This window comes from Trueperella bernardiae (assembly GCF_001469025.1).
GTDB classification, from domain to species: Bacteria; Actinomycetota; Actinomycetes; order Actinomycetales; family Actinomycetaceae; genus Trueperella; species Trueperella bernardiae.
On record NZ_LNIZ01000002.1, the window covers coordinates 180832 to 199769 of the forward strand.

Annotated in this window: 18 protein-coding genes, 1 tRNA gene and 1 CRISPR repeat array; of the genes, 12 read left to right on the forward strand and 7 right to left on the reverse strand. The window is 63.6% G+C overall.

Annotated features, from left to right (window positions below):
- Positions 1–585 precede the first annotated feature (585 nt).
- The 4 genes from cas5e to AQZ59_RS02780 are packed head-to-tail and all read right to left on the reverse strand — an operon-like array spanning position 586 to position 4639.
- Positions 586–1296: a type I-E CRISPR-associated protein Cas5/CasD gene (cas5e, locus tag AQZ59_RS02765; RefSeq protein WP_062612941.1), complete on the reverse strand. Its 711-nt coding sequence runs from the start codon at positions 1294–1296 to the stop codon at positions 586–588.
- Positions 1293–2378 (reverse strand): type I-E CRISPR-associated protein Cas7/Cse4/CasC, encoded by a 1086-nt coding sequence (gene cas7e, locus AQZ59_RS02770; RefSeq protein WP_062612943.1) that lies wholly within the window; start codon positions 2376–2378, stop codon positions 1293–1295. The genes cas5e and cas7e overlap by 4 nt, the downstream gene beginning before the upstream one ends.
- 16 nt (positions 2379–2394) lie before the next feature.
- Positions 2395–3021 carry a type I-E CRISPR-associated protein Cse2/CasB gene (gene casB, locus AQZ59_RS02775; RefSeq protein ID WP_160326861.1) on the reverse strand — a complete coding sequence of 209 codons (627 nt, stop codon included), beginning with the start codon at positions 3019–3021 and terminating at the stop codon, positions 2395–2397.
- A complete protein-coding gene (locus AQZ59_RS02780) occupies positions 3011–4639 on the reverse strand; it encodes a type I-E CRISPR-associated protein Cse1/CasA (protein ID WP_062612946.1) in 1629 nt (542 codons plus the stop codon). The genes casB and AQZ59_RS02780 overlap by 11 nt, the downstream gene beginning before the upstream one ends.
- 205 nt (positions 4640–4844) lie before the next feature.
- Here AQZ59_RS02780 and AQZ59_RS02785 point away from each other — a divergent pair, with 205 nt between their 5' ends.
- The 8 genes from AQZ59_RS02785 to AQZ59_RS02820 all read left to right on the forward strand — a co-directional run bounded on the left by AQZ59_RS02785 (position 4845) and on the right by AQZ59_RS02820 (position 12752).
- Entirely contained in the window at positions 4845–5501 is a 657-nt protein-coding gene (locus tag AQZ59_RS02785; RefSeq protein WP_068539469.1) for a type I-E CRISPR-associated protein Cas6/Cse3/CasE, read from the forward strand.
- Between the two features lie 4 nt (positions 5502–5505).
- Positions 5506–8148: a CRISPR-associated helicase/endonuclease Cas3 gene (locus AQZ59_RS02790; protein WP_062612949.1), complete on the forward strand. Its 2643-nt coding sequence runs from the start codon at positions 5506–5508 to the stop codon at positions 8146–8148.
- Positions 8149–8196: 48 nt separating this feature from the next.
- Complete coding sequence (gene cas1e / locus AQZ59_RS02795) at positions 8197–9084, forward strand: type I-E CRISPR-associated endonuclease Cas1e (RefSeq protein WP_236698646.1); 888 nt, start codon at positions 8197–8199, stop codon at positions 9082–9084.
- A complete protein-coding gene (gene cas2e, locus AQZ59_RS02800; RefSeq protein WP_068539473.1) occupies positions 9084–9446 on the forward strand; it encodes a type I-E CRISPR-associated endoribonuclease Cas2e in 363 nt (120 codons plus the stop codon). Before cas1e ends, cas2e begins: the two co-directional genes overlap by 1 nt.
- 18 nt (positions 9447–9464) lie before the next feature.
- Positions 9465–10225: direct repeats of the CRISPR family, unit length 29 nt; unit sequence CTCTTCCCCGCGCGAGCGGGGGTAATTCC.
- 113 nt (positions 10226–10338) lie between these two features.
- Positions 10339–10731, forward strand: a complete 393-nt coding sequence (locus AQZ59_RS02805) for a hypothetical protein (RefSeq protein ID WP_062612956.1) — start codon at positions 10339–10341, stop codon at positions 10729–10731.
- A gap of 83 nt (positions 10732–10814) precedes the next feature.
- Entirely contained in the window at positions 10815–11060 is a 246-nt protein-coding gene (locus tag AQZ59_RS02810; protein ID WP_143602176.1) for a hypothetical protein, read from the forward strand.
- 459 nt (positions 11061–11519) lie between these two features.
- Positions 11520–12491: a diaminopimelate dehydrogenase gene (locus tag AQZ59_RS02815; RefSeq protein WP_062612959.1), complete on the forward strand. Its 972-nt coding sequence runs from the start codon at positions 11520–11522 to the stop codon at positions 12489–12491.
- A gap of 6 nt (positions 12492–12497) precedes the next feature.
- Positions 12498–12752 carry a hypothetical protein gene (locus AQZ59_RS02820; RefSeq protein WP_062612960.1) on the forward strand — a complete coding sequence of 85 codons (255 nt, stop codon included), beginning with the start codon at positions 12498–12500 and terminating at the stop codon, positions 12750–12752.
- A 555-nt stretch (positions 12753–13307) separates the two neighbouring features.
- On the opposite strand, the gene AQZ59_RS02825 is transcribed toward AQZ59_RS02820, so the two are convergent.
- Together AQZ59_RS02825 and AQZ59_RS02830 are read right to left on the reverse strand one after the other, a co-directional pair.
- Positions 13308–13380 (reverse strand) — tRNA-Arg (locus tag AQZ59_RS02825).
- A gap of 355 nt (positions 13381–13735) precedes the next feature.
- Entirely contained in the window at positions 13736–15304 is a 1569-nt protein-coding gene (locus tag AQZ59_RS02830) for an SLC13 family permease (RefSeq protein ID WP_062612961.1), read from the reverse strand.
- Positions 15305–15744: 440 nt separating this feature from the next.
- On the opposite strand from AQZ59_RS02830, the gene AQZ59_RS02835 reads away from it, so the two are divergent.
- The 4 genes from AQZ59_RS02835 to AQZ59_RS02850 all read left to right on the forward strand — a co-directional run bounded on the left by AQZ59_RS02835 (position 15745) and on the right by AQZ59_RS02850 (position 18377).
- On the forward strand, positions 15745–16143 hold the full coding sequence (locus AQZ59_RS02835) for a hypothetical protein (protein WP_062612963.1): 399 nt from the start codon (positions 15745–15747) through the stop codon (positions 16141–16143).
- 297 nt (positions 16144–16440) lie between these two features.
- Positions 16441–16821 carry a GntR family transcriptional regulator gene (locus tag AQZ59_RS02840; RefSeq protein ID WP_062613162.1) on the forward strand — a complete coding sequence of 127 codons (381 nt, stop codon included), beginning with the start codon at positions 16441–16443 and terminating at the stop codon, positions 16819–16821.
- 3 nt (positions 16822–16824) lie between these two features.
- Entirely contained in the window at positions 16825–17529 is a 705-nt protein-coding gene (locus AQZ59_RS02845; protein ID WP_062612965.1) for an ATP-binding cassette domain-containing protein, read from the forward strand.
- Complete coding sequence (locus AQZ59_RS02850; protein WP_062612967.1) at positions 17526–18377, forward strand: hypothetical protein; 852 nt, start codon at positions 17526–17528, stop codon at positions 18375–18377. Before AQZ59_RS02845 ends, AQZ59_RS02850 begins: the two co-directional genes overlap by 4 nt.
- Before the next feature lie 78 nt (positions 18378–18455).
- On the opposite strand, the gene AQZ59_RS02855 is transcribed toward AQZ59_RS02850, so the two are convergent.
- Positions 18456–18659 (reverse strand): hypothetical protein, encoded by a 204-nt coding sequence (locus tag AQZ59_RS02855; RefSeq protein WP_062612969.1) that lies wholly within the window; start codon positions 18657–18659, stop codon positions 18456–18458.
- Positions 18660–18938 lie beyond the last annotated feature (279 nt).

The window sequence follows — 18938 nt, forward strand, 5'->3', positions numbered from 1 at the left end:
AGGTGGGGAGGCATACTGGGGTAACCGGACATCCTGAGGGGTGGAAGACGTGACAGGGCTACTCAAGGGCGGCTTCAGCCGCGCGCAAGCGGACGAGCTTCCCGAGGCTTTCGTGTTCGCGAAGGCGGCCAGCTAGCTGGCAGGGCAGGTGGAGGAGGATCCCTTCGCTGATCAGGCGCTGCCATGTCAGGCTCGTGGATTGATCAGCGGTAGCGAGGTGCGTGGGATTCTCCGTGGCTACACCATAGGGGAATGCAAGTGATGGGTGCGCTCGGTAAGTGGAAATCGTACCTTATTCCAGGCGCCCAGACGTTGCGAAACAAGTTTGTGAGTGAGGCAGAGCCGTATGGCGTTGCTGATCCACGACTGTTAGAACAGCTTGAACGGCGGTTCTCGCTCACGAGGGTGCTCGCGCTTGTCCAGCACCCCCATCGAGGGGAGCTTCGACTACGCCCATACGAGGGCCATCCATATGCCCGCGAGGAGGCGCGACAGAACGGCACCCCACCGAAGTTTCAAGGGTGCCGTTCTTTGTATCCGATCGGCGCACGGACGCAAACCCGAGGCCGATAGTTTCGGGTGTCGCTAGAGCGGATTGAGCATTGACCTCACCGCGTCTAGCCACTCGCCTCGGCTACGCACGGTTGGGACCGTGGTAATCTCGGCCAGCGGCGGAACCCCGGGGGCAAGGTGCTTGAGCTGCAGCCGCGCCGAGGGCGCCCCGCTCCGATCGTGCGGGCGGTAGACGGGAATCTTCGCAAGGGCGGCCGGGCTACCTTCGCCAAGGACAAAGGGGAACGTGGGCGCGAACGCCTTCCTCCCCAAGTAGCTGGTGAACACAGGGTTCTTCAGAGCTTCCCGAATCTGGTCGACGTGCTCGTTGCTCGTGATTTGCACAAGGAACTCGCCGTTTGCGATGTAGGTTCGTGTGATGACTGCGGTGCGAGCCCCTTTCTTAGTGGGTCCGGCGGGTGTATGAGTGAGGGCGTCCTTAGCGCGAATGCTCCTACCAAGTGCGATGGATAGTCCTCGTTTGAATTCTTTTTCCACCGTGGGGGGATTGATGGTTTGGAAGTCGTCAGTGAGCATGCCGCGGTTGTCGTTGCGGACGATGAACACCAGGTCATCCAACCAGCTGGGCCATTCGCCTCGGTAATATCCGCAGGCTCCGGCGAGGAGGCCGACAAGGCCGGACCTCGTTGGCTCGAGCTCCGTGTGGACGATGTTTCCGGTCACCGACGCGCCGGCCCAAGACTGCAGCGGGCCGGCGAGCCGGACGTAGAAGGACGTGGTCATGCCCGGGTCCAGTTCACGACGGCGTCGATCAGATCGTTCTTCGACACGGGCGTGAGCGTGTCGAACGCTTCATCGAGATGCTCCGAGGTGCCCGAGAGGACCTCGAGGGGCCCAAAGTTATCGGCGTCGAACTTCCGCGCCTGTGCGAACTGTGCGGCGAGCGTGTCGATAGTCGGGGTGAGGTAGCCGCCGGTTGTGCCATCGGCGTCGACCGGGGTCTCGAAGTCGTAGGCTACACGATAACGCTGTTCCTCAGCGAGGATGAGGGCCGGCTGGATGTAAGGAGCCGTGGCGTTCACCTTGCCGCGCGGCTGACCGTAGATGATCGCGTTGACGAGCTCCTTGAGGTTTGCTGCGGCGTCGTCCCGGTCCCACCCGGTCCAGCTCTTCTTCAGCTGGTCCTTATCTATGGTGACGCTCCGGTAGAACACGCCGTTAGTGAACTGGAAAACGCCGAGGAAGGTGGCGCCCAAGTCATTCTTGCGCTCGCGCAGGTCGTCGACCGTGGAGAAGTAGTCGGTGTCGATGGTTGCAGCATGCGTGGTGACTGCGGGAGAGACCGCAATCGCGGCCTCGGTGTTCTTTGCGGGAGCGTTGGCAAACATGCGTCCGAAAGCCGCGATGGCCAGCGATCCCGTGACCCCGTCCTTGATGAAGTCGCCGTCTGTCTGGCCAGCGACCGCCGCAGCAGCAGCAGCCTCGATCTCCTCGCTGCTCATCCAGATGGAGCGATCGGATTCGGTAACGGCGTTATCGCTTGCGCCGTCGCCAGCCGCGCTTTCCTTCTTCGTCAGGGTTCCGACGATGTCGGTCGCCGCCTTCGTCAGCGCTTTCTCGTCGAGGCCGGAACCGAGGGTCTTTGCGCGGTCGACGATCTCGGCGACAAGCTGGCCCGATCGAACAGACGTCACCAGGCTCGCCTCCTCGTACATGGTGCGGATGCCGCGCTTAATCGCCTGCGAGGAGTGCAATGCACGGAGGGCGCCGCCCTGGACGACTCGCTTCGGGGTGCCGGAGTCGTCGCGATTAAGGTTTGAATAGGGCACGGACGCAACAATGTGGAGCGTGAGGTTACGGGACATGATTCTCCTAAGTTCCTTAGTTCTGAGCTTGTGATGTGGTGGTGGGGTCGGCAGGTTCTTGCCGTTGTGGGCGATAGAAATCGCGGATGATTCGCAGACGGCGTTCACGAGAGGCTTGGGTAAGGCCGCGCCCCCAGTACACCAAGGTGGCAACGAGATCGACGTAGTCAATGGCTGGCGCCCGCTCGCTGCCACGGGAGGCAACGAGGAGGATCCGGCGAATCGTCATGGCGGCCTCGTCGAGAGACTGTGTGTGAATGTAGGCCAGACGGTTGCCGATCATTCCGGGAGAGTTCGGATCCAGAAGTTCGCGGTTGTTGTGCGCAACCATGCCGGCCCACTGGCCGAAACTACGACGCGGATAGCGCCCGTCGGAATCCGCGCTCGGGGTGAACGCGGGGATGGAGTCCTTGAACTCGGCGACCAGGGAGGCTCCGCGGAGGAGGGCCTGCTCGGTCTGCCGCGAGGCGTCCGCGGGCACGTGCGGGAGAACGAAGGGGTAGGCATAAACCTCCGTTCCGGCAGTCAATCCCCTGCGTACCGACGCGATCTCCTTGGTGGAACGAGCTCGCGAATCGCCAGCTGGCAACGCCAATGCGCGTATGTAGTGTTGCCACGCCTTTTCGTTATCGTTACTCATCATCGTCTCCTTCAGACGCATTGACTGGGGAAATCCTTTGGTTCACGAGCCCTCTCAACAAGGAGTCGAGCCGTGAACGGGAGTGCGAGATCTGCGCGGGGTATTGACCAATGTGTGGCGTGGTGACGAAATCGAACGCCGCCAGCGCGGCGTCGCGCCCCCGCCAATACACCTCCGGAGGAATCTCCAGACCGTCCTGGGTGGCAGCAATCAGGTCTGCGTAGACGTCGTGGATCGAACGCCAGAAGGCGCTCGCGGCGTCGGCGCGCTGGTTCTTGAGAGGGTCGAGGACGTTGGGTACCTGGTTTTTCGCGGCGGCTTGCCTGTCCCCGACTCCGGACCGGCGGAAGGGCGCGACCACGAATTTGAGGAGGGACTGAATGAACTTGGCCTCGTCGGCAACAGCCTCGACGAACTCCTCGCCCAAGTTGAACGACCACACCGAGTCGTCGGGCATGAAGACTGACGACGCACGGATAGATAAAGACCCTGGCTCGCCCCCAATCTGATGGCGGATGAACATGAGGCGAGGGTCAGATGCTAGCAACGTGCTACCTGGGATGAGGATCGACGTCCGGGCGTGTTCCCTGGCGAGCGATATGTTGAGGTTAGCCGCCCACTCGACCGCGAGCTGAGTGGCGTCACGGCCGAAGTCGACGCGAACCATCTTGCCGTCGCGATAGAGGTAGAAAGGATCGGACAGGTTGCGAAGATCCCACCATGCTTTACGGCTATCCTTAGCTTCCTTACCTGTACCTTTCGCAACTCCGCGAGGGAGCCAGTTGCTCGGGACGCCGCCCCTCCTGACGCCGGCAAGCTCGCCCTCCTCCCAGCAGCACACAGCGGAGTTAGATGACCACGACGCCTTCCACAGAGGGTGCATGTCATTGTCTTCCTGTGACTGAGTGCCCGTCCTGTCTGCCCATGCGGGGAGGCCCGCGCCTGCCACCCATGAGCTGGGGGTCATGTAGAACAGAGTTTCGAGAAGCGTCTCTCCCCACCACACAACTTCGGTTGCCGTGTTGTCTTTGCCGACAAAGCGGAAGCCGGGTGCGCCCATCTCGCACTTGTCGCCGTCGTAGCGAGTGTTCTCCGCTGGATAAAAGCAGTAGAAAACTGCGATGTGCAGAACCGCCTCGTGGAGGGGAAGTCTACCCGTCCCGGCGAAGCCAAGGTTCCAGAAGTCCTTACCTTCTTCAGACAGCTTGCTGGGTAGCAGCTTTGTGACGGGATCGTTGTTTGGGCCGATGCGCCGGCCCGTGTCATTCTTCTTCTGCTCCGGAAGGGGTGGCCGCTGGAGAAAGGGGTGAACCGGGTTGAAAAGGTGGGCTCCCGCGTCGAGATCCGCGATCGCGCCATCGACCGCGCCTGCGGGAATGCCATTTTCAAGGATGTGAATAACCTGTTTGTACCGCGCCTCACCTGAGGTGTGTTCGAGGTGTCGAAAGGTGACGGCGAGCACATGCGTGAGGATGCGTAGCTGGCTCGACACCGCGAACCCGGGCAAGGACAGGTCAAGCTTGCAATCGGGTTTGTGTGCGTTGAGCAGCGTGTCTCTCACGGTGGCGCGACCATCCTGACGATGGATCCATGCAACCTCGGAAAGCGCGTTGTCACCCATAGGACCTCCTCCTGTAGATGAAGAAAGCGTAACACAGGTATTGACCGTCGTCCATAAATGTTCCACATATATTTTGGGTGTGTTATTGTGTTGACAGTACCCCCGCTTTCGCGGGGAAGAGAGGCGCCGTCGTCCGTAAATGGAAATACCCCCGCGCGTGCGAGGAGGCACCTCCTGCAGGTTACCGTAGAGAAAGGGGAATGCCGTGTCCGAGAAGGTATTTCTTGCAAAATATCCGGTTCATTCAGCGCTTCGGCGCCCGCATGTTCATAAGCCGGCGCGCGGCTGGGACATCAACGATCCGGTATTTCGGCACCGTGCCGTCATGGCGCTCTTCCCTGAGTTTGAAGGAACCAAGCCGCGTTCCACAAACAATATTCTGTTCCGCCTCGACCTGATCCCGGGGCAGGCTCCATACTTCCTCGTCCAGTCGCGCGTGCGGCCGGAGAACCTCGACGGCGTCGACGGCCTCCAGATCAAGGAAGTGGAGATCCAGCAGATAGCGGCGGGGACGCCCGTCCGCTTCCGTGTTGCGATCAATGCGGTGAGGCGAAAGGGAACGGGCGGGGTGAGCCCCGTGCCGATGGAGGCTACGGACGGCGAGGTGGGCGTTCCCGAGTGGCTCGCGAGCAAGCTCGAAAGCGGCCTGACGAACGTGACAATCGTGAACCACACCAGGGCGGTTCTCGGAGGGGATCGGAGGGGTAAGACGCCGAGCGCCACGCACGTGGTGCAGGTCGACACGATCGACGGGGTCGCGGAAGTCTCTTCGCCCGAGGGCCTGCAGGAGCTTGTGCTCAAGGGAGTGGGCCGGGCCAAGTCCTACGGGTGCGGATTGCTGTCGGTGCAGCCGCTGAGGTAAGCGAATGAAGACGCACGAGCGGGTGTGGGCAAAGCTCGATGGGGAGGGCACGACGTACCCGCTGCTCGCCCACCTCTTAGATTCCGCGGCTGTCGCCGGCGCGTTGTTCGATCACTGGCTGAGGCCCGGGCTCCGGGAACTTCTCGCGCGTGCTCTGGCGCCGGGGGAGTCCGAGGAGGCCGCGCGCGGCGTGGTGGAACTCCTGGTCGGGTGCCATGACCTGGGCAAGGCGTCCGAGGAATTCCAATACCAGCCGAGAATGGCAGGTCCACGCATTGACGCTGTTCGGCGGCAGCTCGAGGCGGAGGAGGGGGTGTCATTCGATAACCCCCAAGCTATTCTGAAGCGTGCCGGCAAGCGTGACTATCGCCGGCATGAGCGGGTAGGCGCCCTCTCCTTACAGGGTGCGATCCTCGATGAGAACTTCTCGGCGGCGAGGTACTGGAGGGTTATCCCGGCGCTCGGTCACCATGGGCGTTACTCCCTGCCGGGAGAAGAGCTGCGCAGGAATACCGATCGAAGGCGCTACATCAGTCACGTCTTGTCGGAGCCTTGGAACACGATACGCCGCGATCTACTCGATGCGCTGTGCGAGGCAACGGGTCAGGGTTTTCCCGATGCGGATTCGCGGCACGGCGCGACCGAGACAATCCTGCTCTCGGGTTTGACCGTCCTGGCCGACCGCATCGCCTCCCAAGAGGCCTTCGTGGCGGCAGGCAGCGCGGCACGGGGTACGGGCGAGCTCAGCCTGACGGATCCGAGGGCGTGGCTGGAGCGACGGCGTCGTGAAGCGCTCGCCCACATCGACGCGACGGTAGGCATCTACCGCGGATGGGGGAGCCCGGAGGCGGCGCGGGCGGCGATCCTCGGCGGGCACGAGCCGCGGCAGATTCAGGCCATCGCTGGTGAGGTGGGCGACGGCCTGCTCAGCGTCATGACCCCGACGGGCGGCGGCAAGACCGAGGCGGCGATGCTGCGGCACGCGAGCGCAAACGAGCGGCTCATTTTCCTCTTGCCCACACAGGCGACGTCGAACGCGCTCATGCGGAGGATCCAGAAGTTCTACGAGGGGACGCCGAACGTGGCGGCGCTCGCCCACGGCCTGGCCTCCGTCGAGGACTTCTATGCCACGCCGGTGACGGTGGAGAAGGGGCCAGAGTCGGAGCGGTATTCCGACGGTGGAGGCCTCTATCCCACTGACTTCGTCAAGAGCCGCAGCGCGCGGTTGCTAGCACCGGTGTGCGTGGGAACCGTCGATCAGGCGTTGCTCGGGGCGTTGCCCCGCAAATGGACGCACCTGCGATTGCTGGCGCTGGCGAACGCGCACGTCGTCGTCGACGAGGTCCACACCCTCGACCTGTATCAGACGGAGCTTCTCCGCCCGATCGTGTCGTGGCTCAAGGCGACGAACGCGCGGGTCACGTTCCTGACGGCGACCATGCCGTCGTGGCAGCGCGAGACGCTGCTCGCGCATTACGGCGCCCCCGGCGAGTTGCCGGACGCGCACTTTCCGTCGATCGAGACACTCACGACGAGCGGCCAGCTGTTGCGCTCAGAGCCCGCAGCGAGGGAGGCGGTGCTGGACATCCAGCGCTCGGAGGAGACGATCGATCAGGTGCCCGAATCACACGTGCGCTGGGCGAGCCGGATGCGTGAGCGTTACCCGCGTGCGCGGATCGGAATCATCTGCAACCGAGTCGCGCACGCGCGCGAGGTGGCGAAGGCGCTCGAGAACGCGGGGGACACCATCCTGCTCCATTCACGGATGACTGCCGAGCACCGGAGACGTAACGCCGAGCGGCTCGAGCACCTCCTCGGTCCGGAGGGTGAGGGGCAGGCCGTTTTTGTGGTGGGCACTCAGGCGATCGAGGCCTCGCTCGACATCGACCTGGATCTGCTGCGCACCGAGCTGGCTCCGGCACCGTCGTTGATACAGCGAGCCGGCCGCGCGTGGCGGCGCACCGACCCGCGAAGGAGCCAGCGGCTCCCGGGGGTCGAACGGCTGCCGATGTGGGTGGTGCGCGTTGCGGGGGACGATGACGACGAAAGATACTCCGGGCTGGTTTTGCCGTACATGGCCGGAGAGCTGGGGCGGGTGTGGAACTGGCTCTCCTCGCACGAGCAGCTGAGAATCCCGGACGACTGCCAGGGCTTTATCGACGCCACGGCCTTCCGCTTCTCCGACATCGACCCCAACCGCGAATCGGCGATCAACGAAGCGGCAAAGGCCGCCCTTCGGAAGAGCGCCGGCAAGAATGCGCGCGTCGATCTGGATGAGATCTTGAGCGGAGAGCCGTCGCTCGGGATGTTCTCTGGGCTCACGGGCACGAAGGATGCGACGGATGATTTCGCCAACGGAACTCGCCTGGTGGAGACCGAAAGGCTGATGGTGGTGTGCGTGGGCGATCCGAGCGTCGTGCCCGGCGCCTGGCCTGAGTCGCTTGAGGCGCTTCAATGTCTGCGCGGGAGCGACAAGGAGAGCGTGAAGCGGGCGCTGCGGGCGTCGATGCCGATTCCCGGCAACTCGAAGCTGGAGGGGATCGAGAGTGATCTCGTGTCGCTCGCAGAATCGACGTCCGTGCTTGCCGGATACTGGGCGCTTACGAACGCCGAGAAATACTATGATCACGCAGGATTCTTGGGGTAGGCGGTGATGGCATATTCGGACGAGGCACTTGCGTTTGCGACGATCCCAGTGAATCACCAGATTCGCCTCGAGGATCGCATCTCCTACCTATATCTCGAGTACGCGACCATCCGGCAGGATCGGACCGGTGTCGTAGCGTACAGCAGCGAGGAAGGCGAGAACATCGCCCACACGATCCAGATACCCGTGGCAGAAATTGCCGTCATCGTCCTCGGGCCGGGAACGAGCATCTCCCACGCGGCAATGACGTCCTGCGCCCGGGCGGGTGCCACGGTCATCTTCGGAGGCGGGGGAGGGCTCACCTCGTACACGGTCGCAACGCCGCTGACGACGTCGTCGAAGTGGGCCATCGCGCAGGCACGGCTGGTCTCCAACGAGGCACGCCAGCGTGACGCCGCGAAGATCCTGTACAAGAAGCAGTTCGGGCTCGACGACGTCGACGGCATGAGCATCGCCGTCATGCGCGGCATGGAGGGGCGCACAATGCGCAACCTCTACCGCGACCTGGCGAAACGATACAAGGTGCCGGGCTTCCACCGGGACACCACGGCGAAGGACAACGTGAACGCGGGGTTGAACCTGGCGAACTCCATTCTGTATGGGTGCGCGGCAGCTGCGTGCGCGGCGATCGGCGTGAGCCCGGCGCTCGGCGTCATACACCGGGGAGACCAGCGCTCGCTGCTGTTCGACCTCGCGGACACGTACAAGCCGTCGCTCTCGATCCCGATCGTGTTCAAGCACGCCCACGACCTCGAGGCGCTGGCGGAGATTCGGCGCGAGCTGCGCTCGGCGCTGGTCGGCGAGCGCGTGCTCGAGGGGATGCTGGCCACGCTCATGGAAATCCTCTCGCCCCACCTTCCAAGCCGCGACGACGACCGGCTGATCGGCGGGAGAAACCACGAGGTAGCCGGTCACACGCAGTACGGGGCCGACTAGTGTTCATCGTTATCACCGCGACCTCCATCCCAGATCACCTCCACGGCTACCTCAGCCGATTCCTGTCAGAGGTGGACGTAGGCACGTACGTTGGCAAGGTGTCGCCCGTGGTGAGGGACAACCTCGTCGGCCGCTGCCGCGAAGGAGCCGGGGAGGGACGAATCGTCGCGATTAGTAGCGACACGGCGATGGAGCAAGGCTTCAGCGTCCAGACATTCGGCGAACCCACCCGTATGATTATGGACATGGATGGGATTCTTTTGAGCTCCACCGTGACCGGCGTGCTTGACGACGACGGCTCGCAGTCCGAGCCGCCCATTCTGGACCGGGAAAACGGGTCAAAGGGAGGCCTGCTTCAGTAAAACCACAGGTGGGATGGTCTCTTCCCCGCGCGAGCGGGGGTAATTCCTTTCTCGAACGCACTGTCAGCGTTCCAAGCCGCTCTTCCCCGCGCGAGCGGGGGTAATTCCATCCCGAGCTCGTCCCTGCGCGCGGCAAGAATCTCTTCCCCGCGCGAGCGGGGGTAATTCCGTTCCCAGCAATTCCAGAAAGATTCCGAGCGGCTCTTCCCCGCGCGAGCGGGGGTAATTCCAGGCCTATAGGGATCTAGCGGTGGCGGGGGTACTCTTCCCCGCGCGAGCGGGGGTAATTCCTACTAGTATCACCCGCCGAGTACGCACACGCACTCTTCCCCGCGCGAGCGGGGGTAATTCCGCGATGACGGTCATTCGTCCTCGTTGCCCTCACTCTTCCCCGCGCGAGCGGGGGTAATTCCGGTATGGCGGCCCTTTACTACCCGAATGGTGCCTCTTCCCCGCGCGAGCGGGGGTAATTCCCGATTTTGAGGGCGCGGAGCGACCGGCACCCGCTCTTCCCCGCGCGAGCGGGGGTAATTCCCACATCATGCGCTTAAACGGGGACGCGCCCCGCTCTTCCCCGCGCGAGCGGGGGTAATTCCCGGCGCATGGCCGCTCTGCCATCCTCGGCGCGCTCTTCCCCGCGCGAGCGGGGGTAATTCCAGCTGAGCCGGGCCAGCCGATGCTTTGACTTCCTCTTCCCCGCGCGAGCGGGGGTAATTCCAACTTCATCACACTCATCACTGGCGACCGCGGCTCTTCCCCGCGCGAGCGGGGGTAATTGCACCTCGAAATATCTCGATATCGAGGTGGGATCTATTTGGCGAAGCGACTTCCAAAAATTGTCGGAGGCGGGAAGTACGCTGGCACCAACAGACAACGACAAGGAGGTTGTGCCATGGTAGTCGGTTACCGGGCGATCATGCGGTTGCAGGACGGCGAGGATGCCGTGACTGTAGCTGAGGAGCAGTTGCATCGCTGGTTGGACAAGAAGACGAAGGGACGGAACCAAACGCGGGTCCGTGCTGATTGGAAGGGCACAGGCGCCCACCAGCTGGGGCAAAACTCCACGTTGAGGGTCTATCATCACGCAGACGATGCCGATTCAAGCCGACGAGGGTTCTACCGGCTCACCAAGGAGAACGAGAACGGCAAGTTTACGGTGTCGCTCTACGCGGCGAGCCTGCCTCGGATCCGCGAATACCGCCAGACAATCGTGGCCGAAACAGCTTGGGAGCCGCCGGAGCACAGTGGAAAACTGCCAAAACGTCAGACGGGATCAGGAAGGTAGCCCCGCCGGGGCTTTCTTCCATGATTTTGGGGGCATATCGAATCACAGATGGGGCCACAGAACTCACTGCTGAGCCTCTCCTCGTGGACGAGATAGACGTTAGCCGCGCTCACGACGCGATCAGTGCGCCCGATCGCGTCGCGTCCGTTGTCGTGGCGGTCGAACCCAATCAGAATTATCGTGACGGTTGGAAGCAGATTGTTTCATCTCTGACCAAGGAAATGACGGGAATTGCGGCCGTTTACGTGGTCGCAGCGAACGCGGCCGATGCGTTCAACGAGGAGCTTCCGGACGCGTATCGAATATGGAGGGTCCAAAGAGTATCTTGAAAGTGACACGGCAACCGGAACGAAATTCCCTTCGGCTACTTTTGCCGCGAACGAGAGCAAGACGAGCCGGACCAACACCGGTTTCAGAGATAAGAGGACTTTCAAGGTGCCCGCTCAAATCGATCTTTCGGAGCGGGTTTTCACGGGAGCGCACACCAAAATCGCAACGAACGATCAAATTGCGCCGCGAATGCATTTCCATGACGCAACGGCGGTGACAGGAAAGATCTATATCGGATACATCGGCAAGCATCTGCCAAATGCGAGCACCTCGTAGGTTTTGGTTCCGAGCTCACGGGGAGGCTGGGCGAGCAGGGTGTCGGGACGGAGCAGGAAGCCAATCCGGCTATCCCTCCCGCCCCTCGCACCCGACCCCGCCGTCCGCTCCGTGACCCGCCCTTCTCTTCCGCTCGCAGTTTTGCCACACTAGGCACTAGTTCACCAGCGAAAGAGGGGCTCATGATTCGTGTAGGCATCAATGGGTACGGCAATCTGGGCCGCGGCGTGGAACTGGCGCTCGGCCGCCAACCGGGCGTGGAGGGCGTCGTCGTCTTTACTCGCCGCGACCCCGCCACCGTCACCACCCTCGGCACGCCCGTCGTGCACGTCGACCGCATGGAGGAGTACGTGGGCCGGCTCGACGTCGTCGTGAACTGCGGCGGCTCCGCCACCGACCTCGCCGTCCAAGGCCCCGCCGTCGCCGCGCTGTTCAACACGGTCGACTCCTTCGACACCCACGCCAACATCCCCGCCCACTTCACCGCGCTCGACGACGCCGCCCGCGCCGCCGGCACCCTCGCCCTGATCTCCGCCGGCTGGGACCCGGGCCTGTTCTCGATGCTGCGCGTGCTCGGTGACGCCGTCCTCCCCACCGGTGCCACCACCACGTTCTGGGGGCCCGGTGTCTCGCAAGGGCATTCGGACGCGATCCGCCGCATCCCCGGCGTTGTTGACGCCAAGCAGTACACGGTCCCCGTCGAGGCGACGGTCGCGGCGGTCAAGGAGCACCGCGACGTCGACCTCACCCCGCGCACCATGCACAAGCGCGCGTGCTACGTGGTGGCCGAGGAGGGCGCCGACCGCGCCGCCATCGAGCGCGCCATCGTTGAGATGCCGAACTACTTCGCCGACTACGACACCACCGTCACCTTCCTCACCGCCGCCGAACTCGCCGCCGACCACGCCGGCATGCCGCACGGCGGCCAGGTGATCCGCACGGGGATGACGGACGACGACGTCGCCGCCACAGTCACGTTCAGCCTCGAACTTGGGTCGAATCCCGAATTCACGGGGTCGGTGCTCGTGGCCTTCGCGCGGGCAGTGGCCCGGAAGGCCGCCGGCGGGCAGACCGGGGCGATCACCGCGTTTGATGTGACGCTCGGGGAGCTGTCGGCCGTGAGTGCGGAGGAACTGCGGGCGCACTTCCTGTAGAGGAGGTTGCTTGGGCAGGCGCTGGGCGGGCTGTCCGCTCGCCACGTGCGGCGGGTGCCGGCGCGCTGGCGCTACGTCCTTGACGTACTGGTTGGCCTGGCCACCGGCTTTATGTTCTACGGGAAGCAGACCGCGTTTGAGACCCGTGGGTTGGCGGGCGGGCTGGCCATGGTGGGGTTCATCGCACTGCTGTTGGTGGGCTTGAATGGGTACCTGGGCCGGCGGTGGCAACTGGCCGAAGGGGAGCCGCGCCAAGGCTGAAGGACGGCGAGGTGCTTGCGGGACGATTTCGGCCACGTCTGCACACATGCGCAGATGTGAATCAGATCGTCCCGGAAAGATTGAGTGGAGGCCGGTACTCGGGCCAGCGTCCGCAAGCGGCTCTTCCCAATTAAAGGTGTAGGGCGAGGCCCACCGAGCAGGGCGCCGATAATCCGGGTAGCCGGCCCAATTCGCGCCTGGCACAGGCTGGGCCCGTCACAAGTCGTGAACCTGAGGTCGACCTGGTGCCTATAGCGATCGGTAGCCGGTATTTTCACGAGTTCTGTCGGCCGGGCCTTGGCACTGGGTACGCGGGGCCTGCTAGGGCGCCGATAATCCGGGCAGCCGGCCCAGTTGCTACTTGGGAAGAGCCCGGTAAGCCCAGTCTGGCCTATAAACCCGAACTCAAGTTAGGCCGAATCTAACTCCTACTTTTGGCTTTGTAGCAACGAAAAATAGCCCGAAATCAGATGCAATCTGGCCGATAAGCCTAAGCCTAGTTTCGGCAAAACAAACGGCTCAGCGGGATTCTAGATCAACCACTGAGCCGATGTGCGCGCCCGGAGGGACTCGAACCCCCAACCTTCTGATCCGTAGTCAGACGCTCTATCCGTTGAGCTACGGGCGCTTTGTTCTCTTGAACAGCGTTTACTTTACGCGCCAAACCCGCGAGATGCCACTTGGGCCGGCGTGGTCTTGATTACGTGCCGCCTGCTGGCCCGAGGTTGCGTGCGGCGGTCAGCCCCACCGTTTCGACACACGCAAAGTGTTTTCTCGTCACGTAAACCCCTGATTTGAGTGACGAGAAAACACTTTGCGTGACGTGAAACCGAAAGCGGAGGCGAGGCGGGCGGTGAGCCGGGCCTGCGAAACCCGGGATCGGACGCGCGCCGACCGCGCCGTCGGAACGGGGCTCTGGGCCGGCGAAACCGGCCCCGCGTCCTCCGCCCGGAGCTGTGGCCCCGCCCGCGCCGGCCGCCCGCCTACAGGCTGAAGCCCAGCAGCATCGGCCCGAACACCAGCGTCCACACCGTGATCATCACGATGCCGAGGATGTTGAGCCACAGGCCGGCCTTGACCATCTGTGCGATGGAGATGTAGCCCGAGCCGTAGGCGATCGCGTTCGGCGGAGTGGCCACGGGAAGCATGAAGGCGCAGGTGGCGGCGAGGGCCACCGGGATCACGAGCAGCTGCACGTCCACGCCCATGCCGATCGCCACGGCGCCGATGATCGGCAGGAAGGCCGCGGCGGTGGCGGTGTTGGACGTCATTTCGGTGAGGAAGATGACGATCGCGGCCACGCCGGCGATGATGATGATCGTGGGCAGCCCGGCCATCGACCCGGCCACCTCGCCAATCCACACCGACAGCCCCGAGCTCCCGAACGCTGCAGACAGTGACAGGCCGCCACCGAACAGCAGAAGCACGTCCCACGGGATGTGCTTGGCGGTCTCCCAATCCAGGATTGCCACGCCCTCGCTCGGCTTGGCCGGCGTAATAAAGAGGACCATCGCGAGGATCATGGCGATCGTGGAGTCGGAGATGGGGCCGTCGGGCCAGAAGGTGGGGATGATGATCCAGGCGGCAGCGGCGGCCACGAAGATCAGGCCAACGATCTTCTCCTGTGCGGACATTGGCCCCATGTCGCGCAGCTCGCGCTCGATGAGCTCCTTACCGCCGGGGATCTCGCTCACCTCGGGCTTGTACACCCGCACCAGCAGCTGCCAGGCCACCAGCAGGAACAGCCAGGCCATCGGGGTGGCGAAGAGCATCCACTTGCCGAACGACAGCGTGATGTCATGCGTGTCCTGCAGGTACCCGCGCAGCAGCGCATTTGGCGGCGTGCCGATCAGCGTGGACAGCGACGCGATCGACGCCGCGTACGCGATCCCCAGCATGAGCGCGGTGCCGAAGTTGGACAGGCGGGGGCCGTCGTCGTCGCCGACATGCCCGATCGTGGAGAGCACGGAGATGCCGATCGGCAGCATCATGACGGCGGTCGCGGTATTCGACACCCACATCGAGAGGAAGCCGGTGGCCACCATGAACCCGAGCACGAGCCGCGTGGGCTTCGTGCCGATCGCCCGCACGATGGTGAGCGCGAGCCGCCGGTGGAAGTTCCACCGTTGCATGGCGAGCGCGAGGAAGAACCCGCCCATGAACAGGAAGATCGTGGAGGAGGCGTAGGCGCCGCCGGCCTCCTTGAAGCTCATGATCCCGAAGATGGGGAAGAGCGTGACGGGCACGAGCGCGGTGGCGGCCAGCGGGATCGCTTCGGTCATCCACCACACGCCCATCATGACCGCGATGCCCGCGGTGATGGCGATGTTGGTGGCACTGGTATCCATCTCCTTCGCGGCGAATTGCTCGAGCAGGGAGGCGGAGAGCTCTTTGGGGAAGATGAAGTAGACGATCAGCCCGGCCACGACGCCGGCCGCCAGCCCGCCGAGGTGGCGCAGCCAGGGGTGGCCTTGGGGCATGATCGTTTCGTCGTGGTGGTCTTGGGAACCTGCGGAAATGGGGGAGTCTTTGATGAGATTCGGCGTGCTCATGACGACCTCTCTTGGTGGGTTTTGTGCGGCTGGCCTGGTGCGGCGGTGAAGCGATGCCCGAGGGCACGACGTTGTGTCCTCGGGGGCTTGGTGCCATCCTAGGAAGGTTTTCGCCGGCGGATTGTCTCAATATCAAGATGTTACCGAATTGTTATCAACGACGACGTCGAGGCCGGTGTTCGCCCTCGCGCGGGCTATCGCCGTTTCGGCACACGCAAAGTGTGTTCTCGTCACCTAAATCCGCGATTTGAGTGACGAGAAAAGGCTTTGCGTGACGTGAAACGGGGGTGGGCGTGGTTGCCGGGTTGGTGACGTGAAAGCGGGGTGGGGCGGGGAGCCGGGCGGGCGGCGTCGTGCGGAAGGGGCAAGGTGGCACCCGCCACTTGGGCGGGCGCGGCCGATAGAATGCCGGCAGGAGGCCAAACGAAGGAGGGATCGGCATGGAGGCGCAGACCCGGCTGGACCCCTGTGAGGTCGTGGACCGATTCCCCGCCGAGCTACAGGCGGACGCGCGGGCACTGTACGGGCTGCTGAAGTCCGTGACGGGGCACGAAGCCGTGATGTGGGGGCCGTCCGTCATCGGGTTCGGGGAGAAGGTGCCGGTGTGTGTGGATGAGTCGTCGCCGGATGGGTTCGAGATCGGGTTTTCCCGTCGGGGCACGAAGCTGGTGCTCGTGCTGCGCCGCTACTCCGAGTACTACGCGCCGATCCTGGCCAGGCTGGGGTCGGTGCCGTTTGGGCGGAATGCGATTGTGCTGCCAGCCTTTGACGAGCTTGACGAATCCGTGTTGCGCGAACTGATCGAGACCGCGTGGGAGGATCGCACGCGGGCCGACTAGCACGTGTTCCTGTTGCGGTGGCGGGCGCCAGTGCCCGCCGCCCTGGCTTGTCCAGCCCGGCCAGTGCCCGAGGGGTGACCTGTCGGGCTCGTGTTGCTAACCGGTGAGTCTGGAAGCTCTCGTTGCCAAAATCGGTCCTTTCGGTCCCAAATTCACCAGTTGCCCACGCCGGGTGGGTGTGAGCTGAGCCCAGCGCAGTGAAATGGGCCGACCGTCGTCGTGAAGAGGGCCTTGCCCTGCGTAACTGTGTCGGTGTATTATGTGCGTAATACAGCAACACAAAGGAAGGTGGTGTACGTGGACTTCGAAGCCGGAATCCCGATTTGGATGCAGCTGGTGGACGAATTCACCCGCCGGATCGTTAGCGGCGCATGGGCGCCGGGCGCGCGCGTGCCTTCCGTGCGGGAACTCGCGGCGGAGCTCGGGGTCAACCCCAACACCGCCCAGCGCGCACTCGCCGAACTCGAACGCCGCGAGCTGTGCCGCACCGAGCGCACGGCCGGCAGATTCATCACCGACAGCGCCGAACGGGTCGACGCCCTGCGCATCGAACTCGCCCAATTGTCGGCCGACGACTACATCCGCGCAGCCCGCGGCCTCGGCCTCACCCACGAACAAGCACAGCAGCTCATCACCTCGAGTTGGCACAGCTACGACCTCAACCCCGAAGGGAGATAACCCATGAACGAGCGTGAACCGCTGCTCCACATCCGCGACCTGCGCAAGAGCTACGGCGACGTCCAGGCGCTCGCCGACGTCAACCTGGACCTGGAGGCCGGCCGCATCGTCGGGCTCCTCGGCGAAAACGGTTGCGGCAAGACCACGCTGCTCAAGACCATCGCCGGCGTCAACGCCGGCTACAGCGGCGAGGTGCGTGTGCTCGGCAACGCGCCCGGGCCGGAGACCAAGGCAGTCACCGCGTTCCTGCCCGACAGCGAATTCCTGCCGCGCAAGCTCGCCGTGCGCTACTGCCTCGACCTTTACGACGACCTCTTCGCGGACTTCGACCGCGCCCGCGCCCTCGACATGATCGGCAACTTTGGGCTGAATGAGTCGATGAAGCTGTCGGAGATGTCGAAGGGCATGAGGGAAAAGGTGCAGGTCTCGCTGACGATGTCGCGCCGCGCGAAGCTCTACCTACTCGACGAGCCCATCAGCGGCGTCGACCCCGCCGCCCGCGAAGGCATCCTCCAAGCGATCCTCGACAACCTCGAATCCGACTCGCTCCTCGTCATGTCCACCCACCTCGTCCACGACCTCGAGCCGGCTCTCGACACGGTCGTCTTCATGCGCCACGGCCAGATCACCATGACCGGCGACGCCGACGACCTCCGTTCCGAACACGGCCTCAGCATCGACCAGCTCTTCCGAAAGGTGTACCGATGATCGGCAAACTGCTCAAGCATGAATTTATCCGTACGCGCGGGATTATCGGAGTCGTGGTCGGCGCCGCCCTCGCCACCATCGCGCTCGGGTGTGCGCTCATGGCGTTTCGCATCCCGGTTCTTAATGAATTCGGCGTGGTGCTCGGCCTGCTGCCGGTGATCGTGCTGGTCCCGGCCCTGCAGATCATCCTGGCTGTGGACTTTTGGCGCTCCAGCTTCCGCTCGGAGGGCTATCTGACGCACGCGATCCCGGTCAAGGGCTCCACGATCTACTGGACGAAGCTGGGGTGGGCGATGATTGTGACCGCCGTGGCGCTGGTGATCGACTTCCTGCTGCTTGCGCTCGTGTGGTTCGTCGTAGGCACGACGCTCGGCGCCGCCTTCTTCGATCCCGATCCGAACCTGTTCGCCGTTGTGGGTGAGGTGCTGCGGAATGCGGGCCAGGTGGTCCCGGTCCCGGTGCTGTATGGGCTGGTCATCCCACTGTTGCTCATCGGAGTGTTCTTCATGTGGCCGGTGTTCTTCACGTTCGTCGCCACCGTGGGAAGCGAGGGGCGCTTCGGCCGGATGGGCGCGGGCGGGCCGATCGTCGTCGCGATCGTGGCATGGATCGCGTGGCAGGTGGCGGCGGTGATCTCGCTGGCGGCAGTGCCGTTCGGGCTCGACATGTCGATGATCGAGAGGGGCGGGGCCCCCGAGTTCGTCCACTATGGCATGGCGCAGCTCATCGCCGCCGACCCGGACAGCGAAGTGATGCCGCTCGGCATGTTCGTTGGCATGGCGATCATGATCGTGGTGTTCCTGTGGTTGTCGCGCCGCTCGTGGAACCAGAAGGTGGAGCTGAACTAACGGGCGCTGTTGCTAACTCGTGAGTCTGAGAGTTTTCGTCGGGAAAACCGGCGGTCTTGCTCTCAGGCTCACGAGTTTTTACGCCGGAGCGAGCGCGCTTGGGGTCGTTCGCGGGGCCGCAAGAATGGGTGTCGTCCTTGTGGACCTGGATGTCAATCCGGCGCCGACCGCAAGAGCGTATCCGATGAGGGTGGACATTTTCGAGCTGTTGCGCGGATCTTCGATTTTCGCCGCCTCCTGGTGGGAGATTATCAGCTCCTTGGCCAGATCTTCCTGGCGCATCTCGCGCTCCTTGCGGATTTCCACAAGTCATGTCGTGACCTGGCGAAGCTGGGTATACATCTCGATTGAGCTGAGTGTGCCGGGGCGGTGACGTCGATCCCGAGCTGGTCATAGATGCCTATGGCGAGCCTCCTTATCACACAAGCATGCAACCACTGGGTTGCAGTTATCTATCTAGGGATCTTCTCGATCGAGGGTATTCGGCAGAACTCGTGAATATACCGGCTGGCAATTTCTGTAGAGGCCTGGCGGATCTTAGGTTCACGAGTTGTGTCGGCC

Coding starts and splice junctions, on each gene's coding strand:
- AQZ59_RS02830 (WP_062612961.1), bottom strand. CDS start 15,304: ATGAGCACGCCGAATCTCATCAAAGACTCCCCCATTTCCGCAGGTTCC.
- AQZ59_RS02805 (WP_062612956.1), top strand. CDS start 10,339: ATGGTAGTCGGTTACCGGGCGATCATGCGGTTGCAGGACGGCGAGGAT.
- AQZ59_RS02850 (WP_062612967.1), top strand. CDS start 17,526: ATGATCGGCAAACTGCTCAAGCATGAATTTATCCGTACGCGCGGGATT.
- AQZ59_RS02845 (WP_062612965.1), top strand. CDS start 16,825: ATGAACGAGCGTGAACCGCTGCTCCACATCCGCGACCTGCGCAAGAGC.
- cas7e (WP_062612943.1), bottom strand. CDS start 2,378: ATGTCCCGTAACCTCACGCTCCACATTGTTGCGTCCGTGCCCTATTCA.
- casB (WP_160326861.1), bottom strand. CDS start 3,021: ATGATGAGTAACGATAACGAAAAGGCGTGGCAACACTACATACGCGCA.
- cas5e (WP_062612941.1), bottom strand. CDS start 1,296: ATGACCACGTCCTTCTACGTCCGGCTCGCCGGCCCGCTGCAGTCTTGG.
- AQZ59_RS02855 (WP_062612969.1), bottom strand. CDS start 18,659: ATGCGCCAGGAAGATCTGGCCAAGGAGCTGATAATCTCCCACCAGGAG.
- AQZ59_RS02790 (WP_062612949.1), top strand. CDS start 5,506: ATGAAGACGCACGAGCGGGTGTGGGCAAAGCTCGATGGGGAGGGCACG.
- AQZ59_RS02815 (WP_062612959.1), top strand. CDS start 11,520: ATGATTCGTGTAGGCATCAATGGGTACGGCAATCTGGGCCGCGGCGTG.
- AQZ59_RS02780 (WP_062612946.1), bottom strand. CDS start 4,639: ATGGGTGACAACGCGCTTTCCGAGGTTGCATGGATCCATCGTCAGGAT.
- AQZ59_RS02835 (WP_062612963.1), top strand. CDS start 15,745: ATGGAGGCGCAGACCCGGCTGGACCCCTGTGAGGTCGTGGACCGATTC.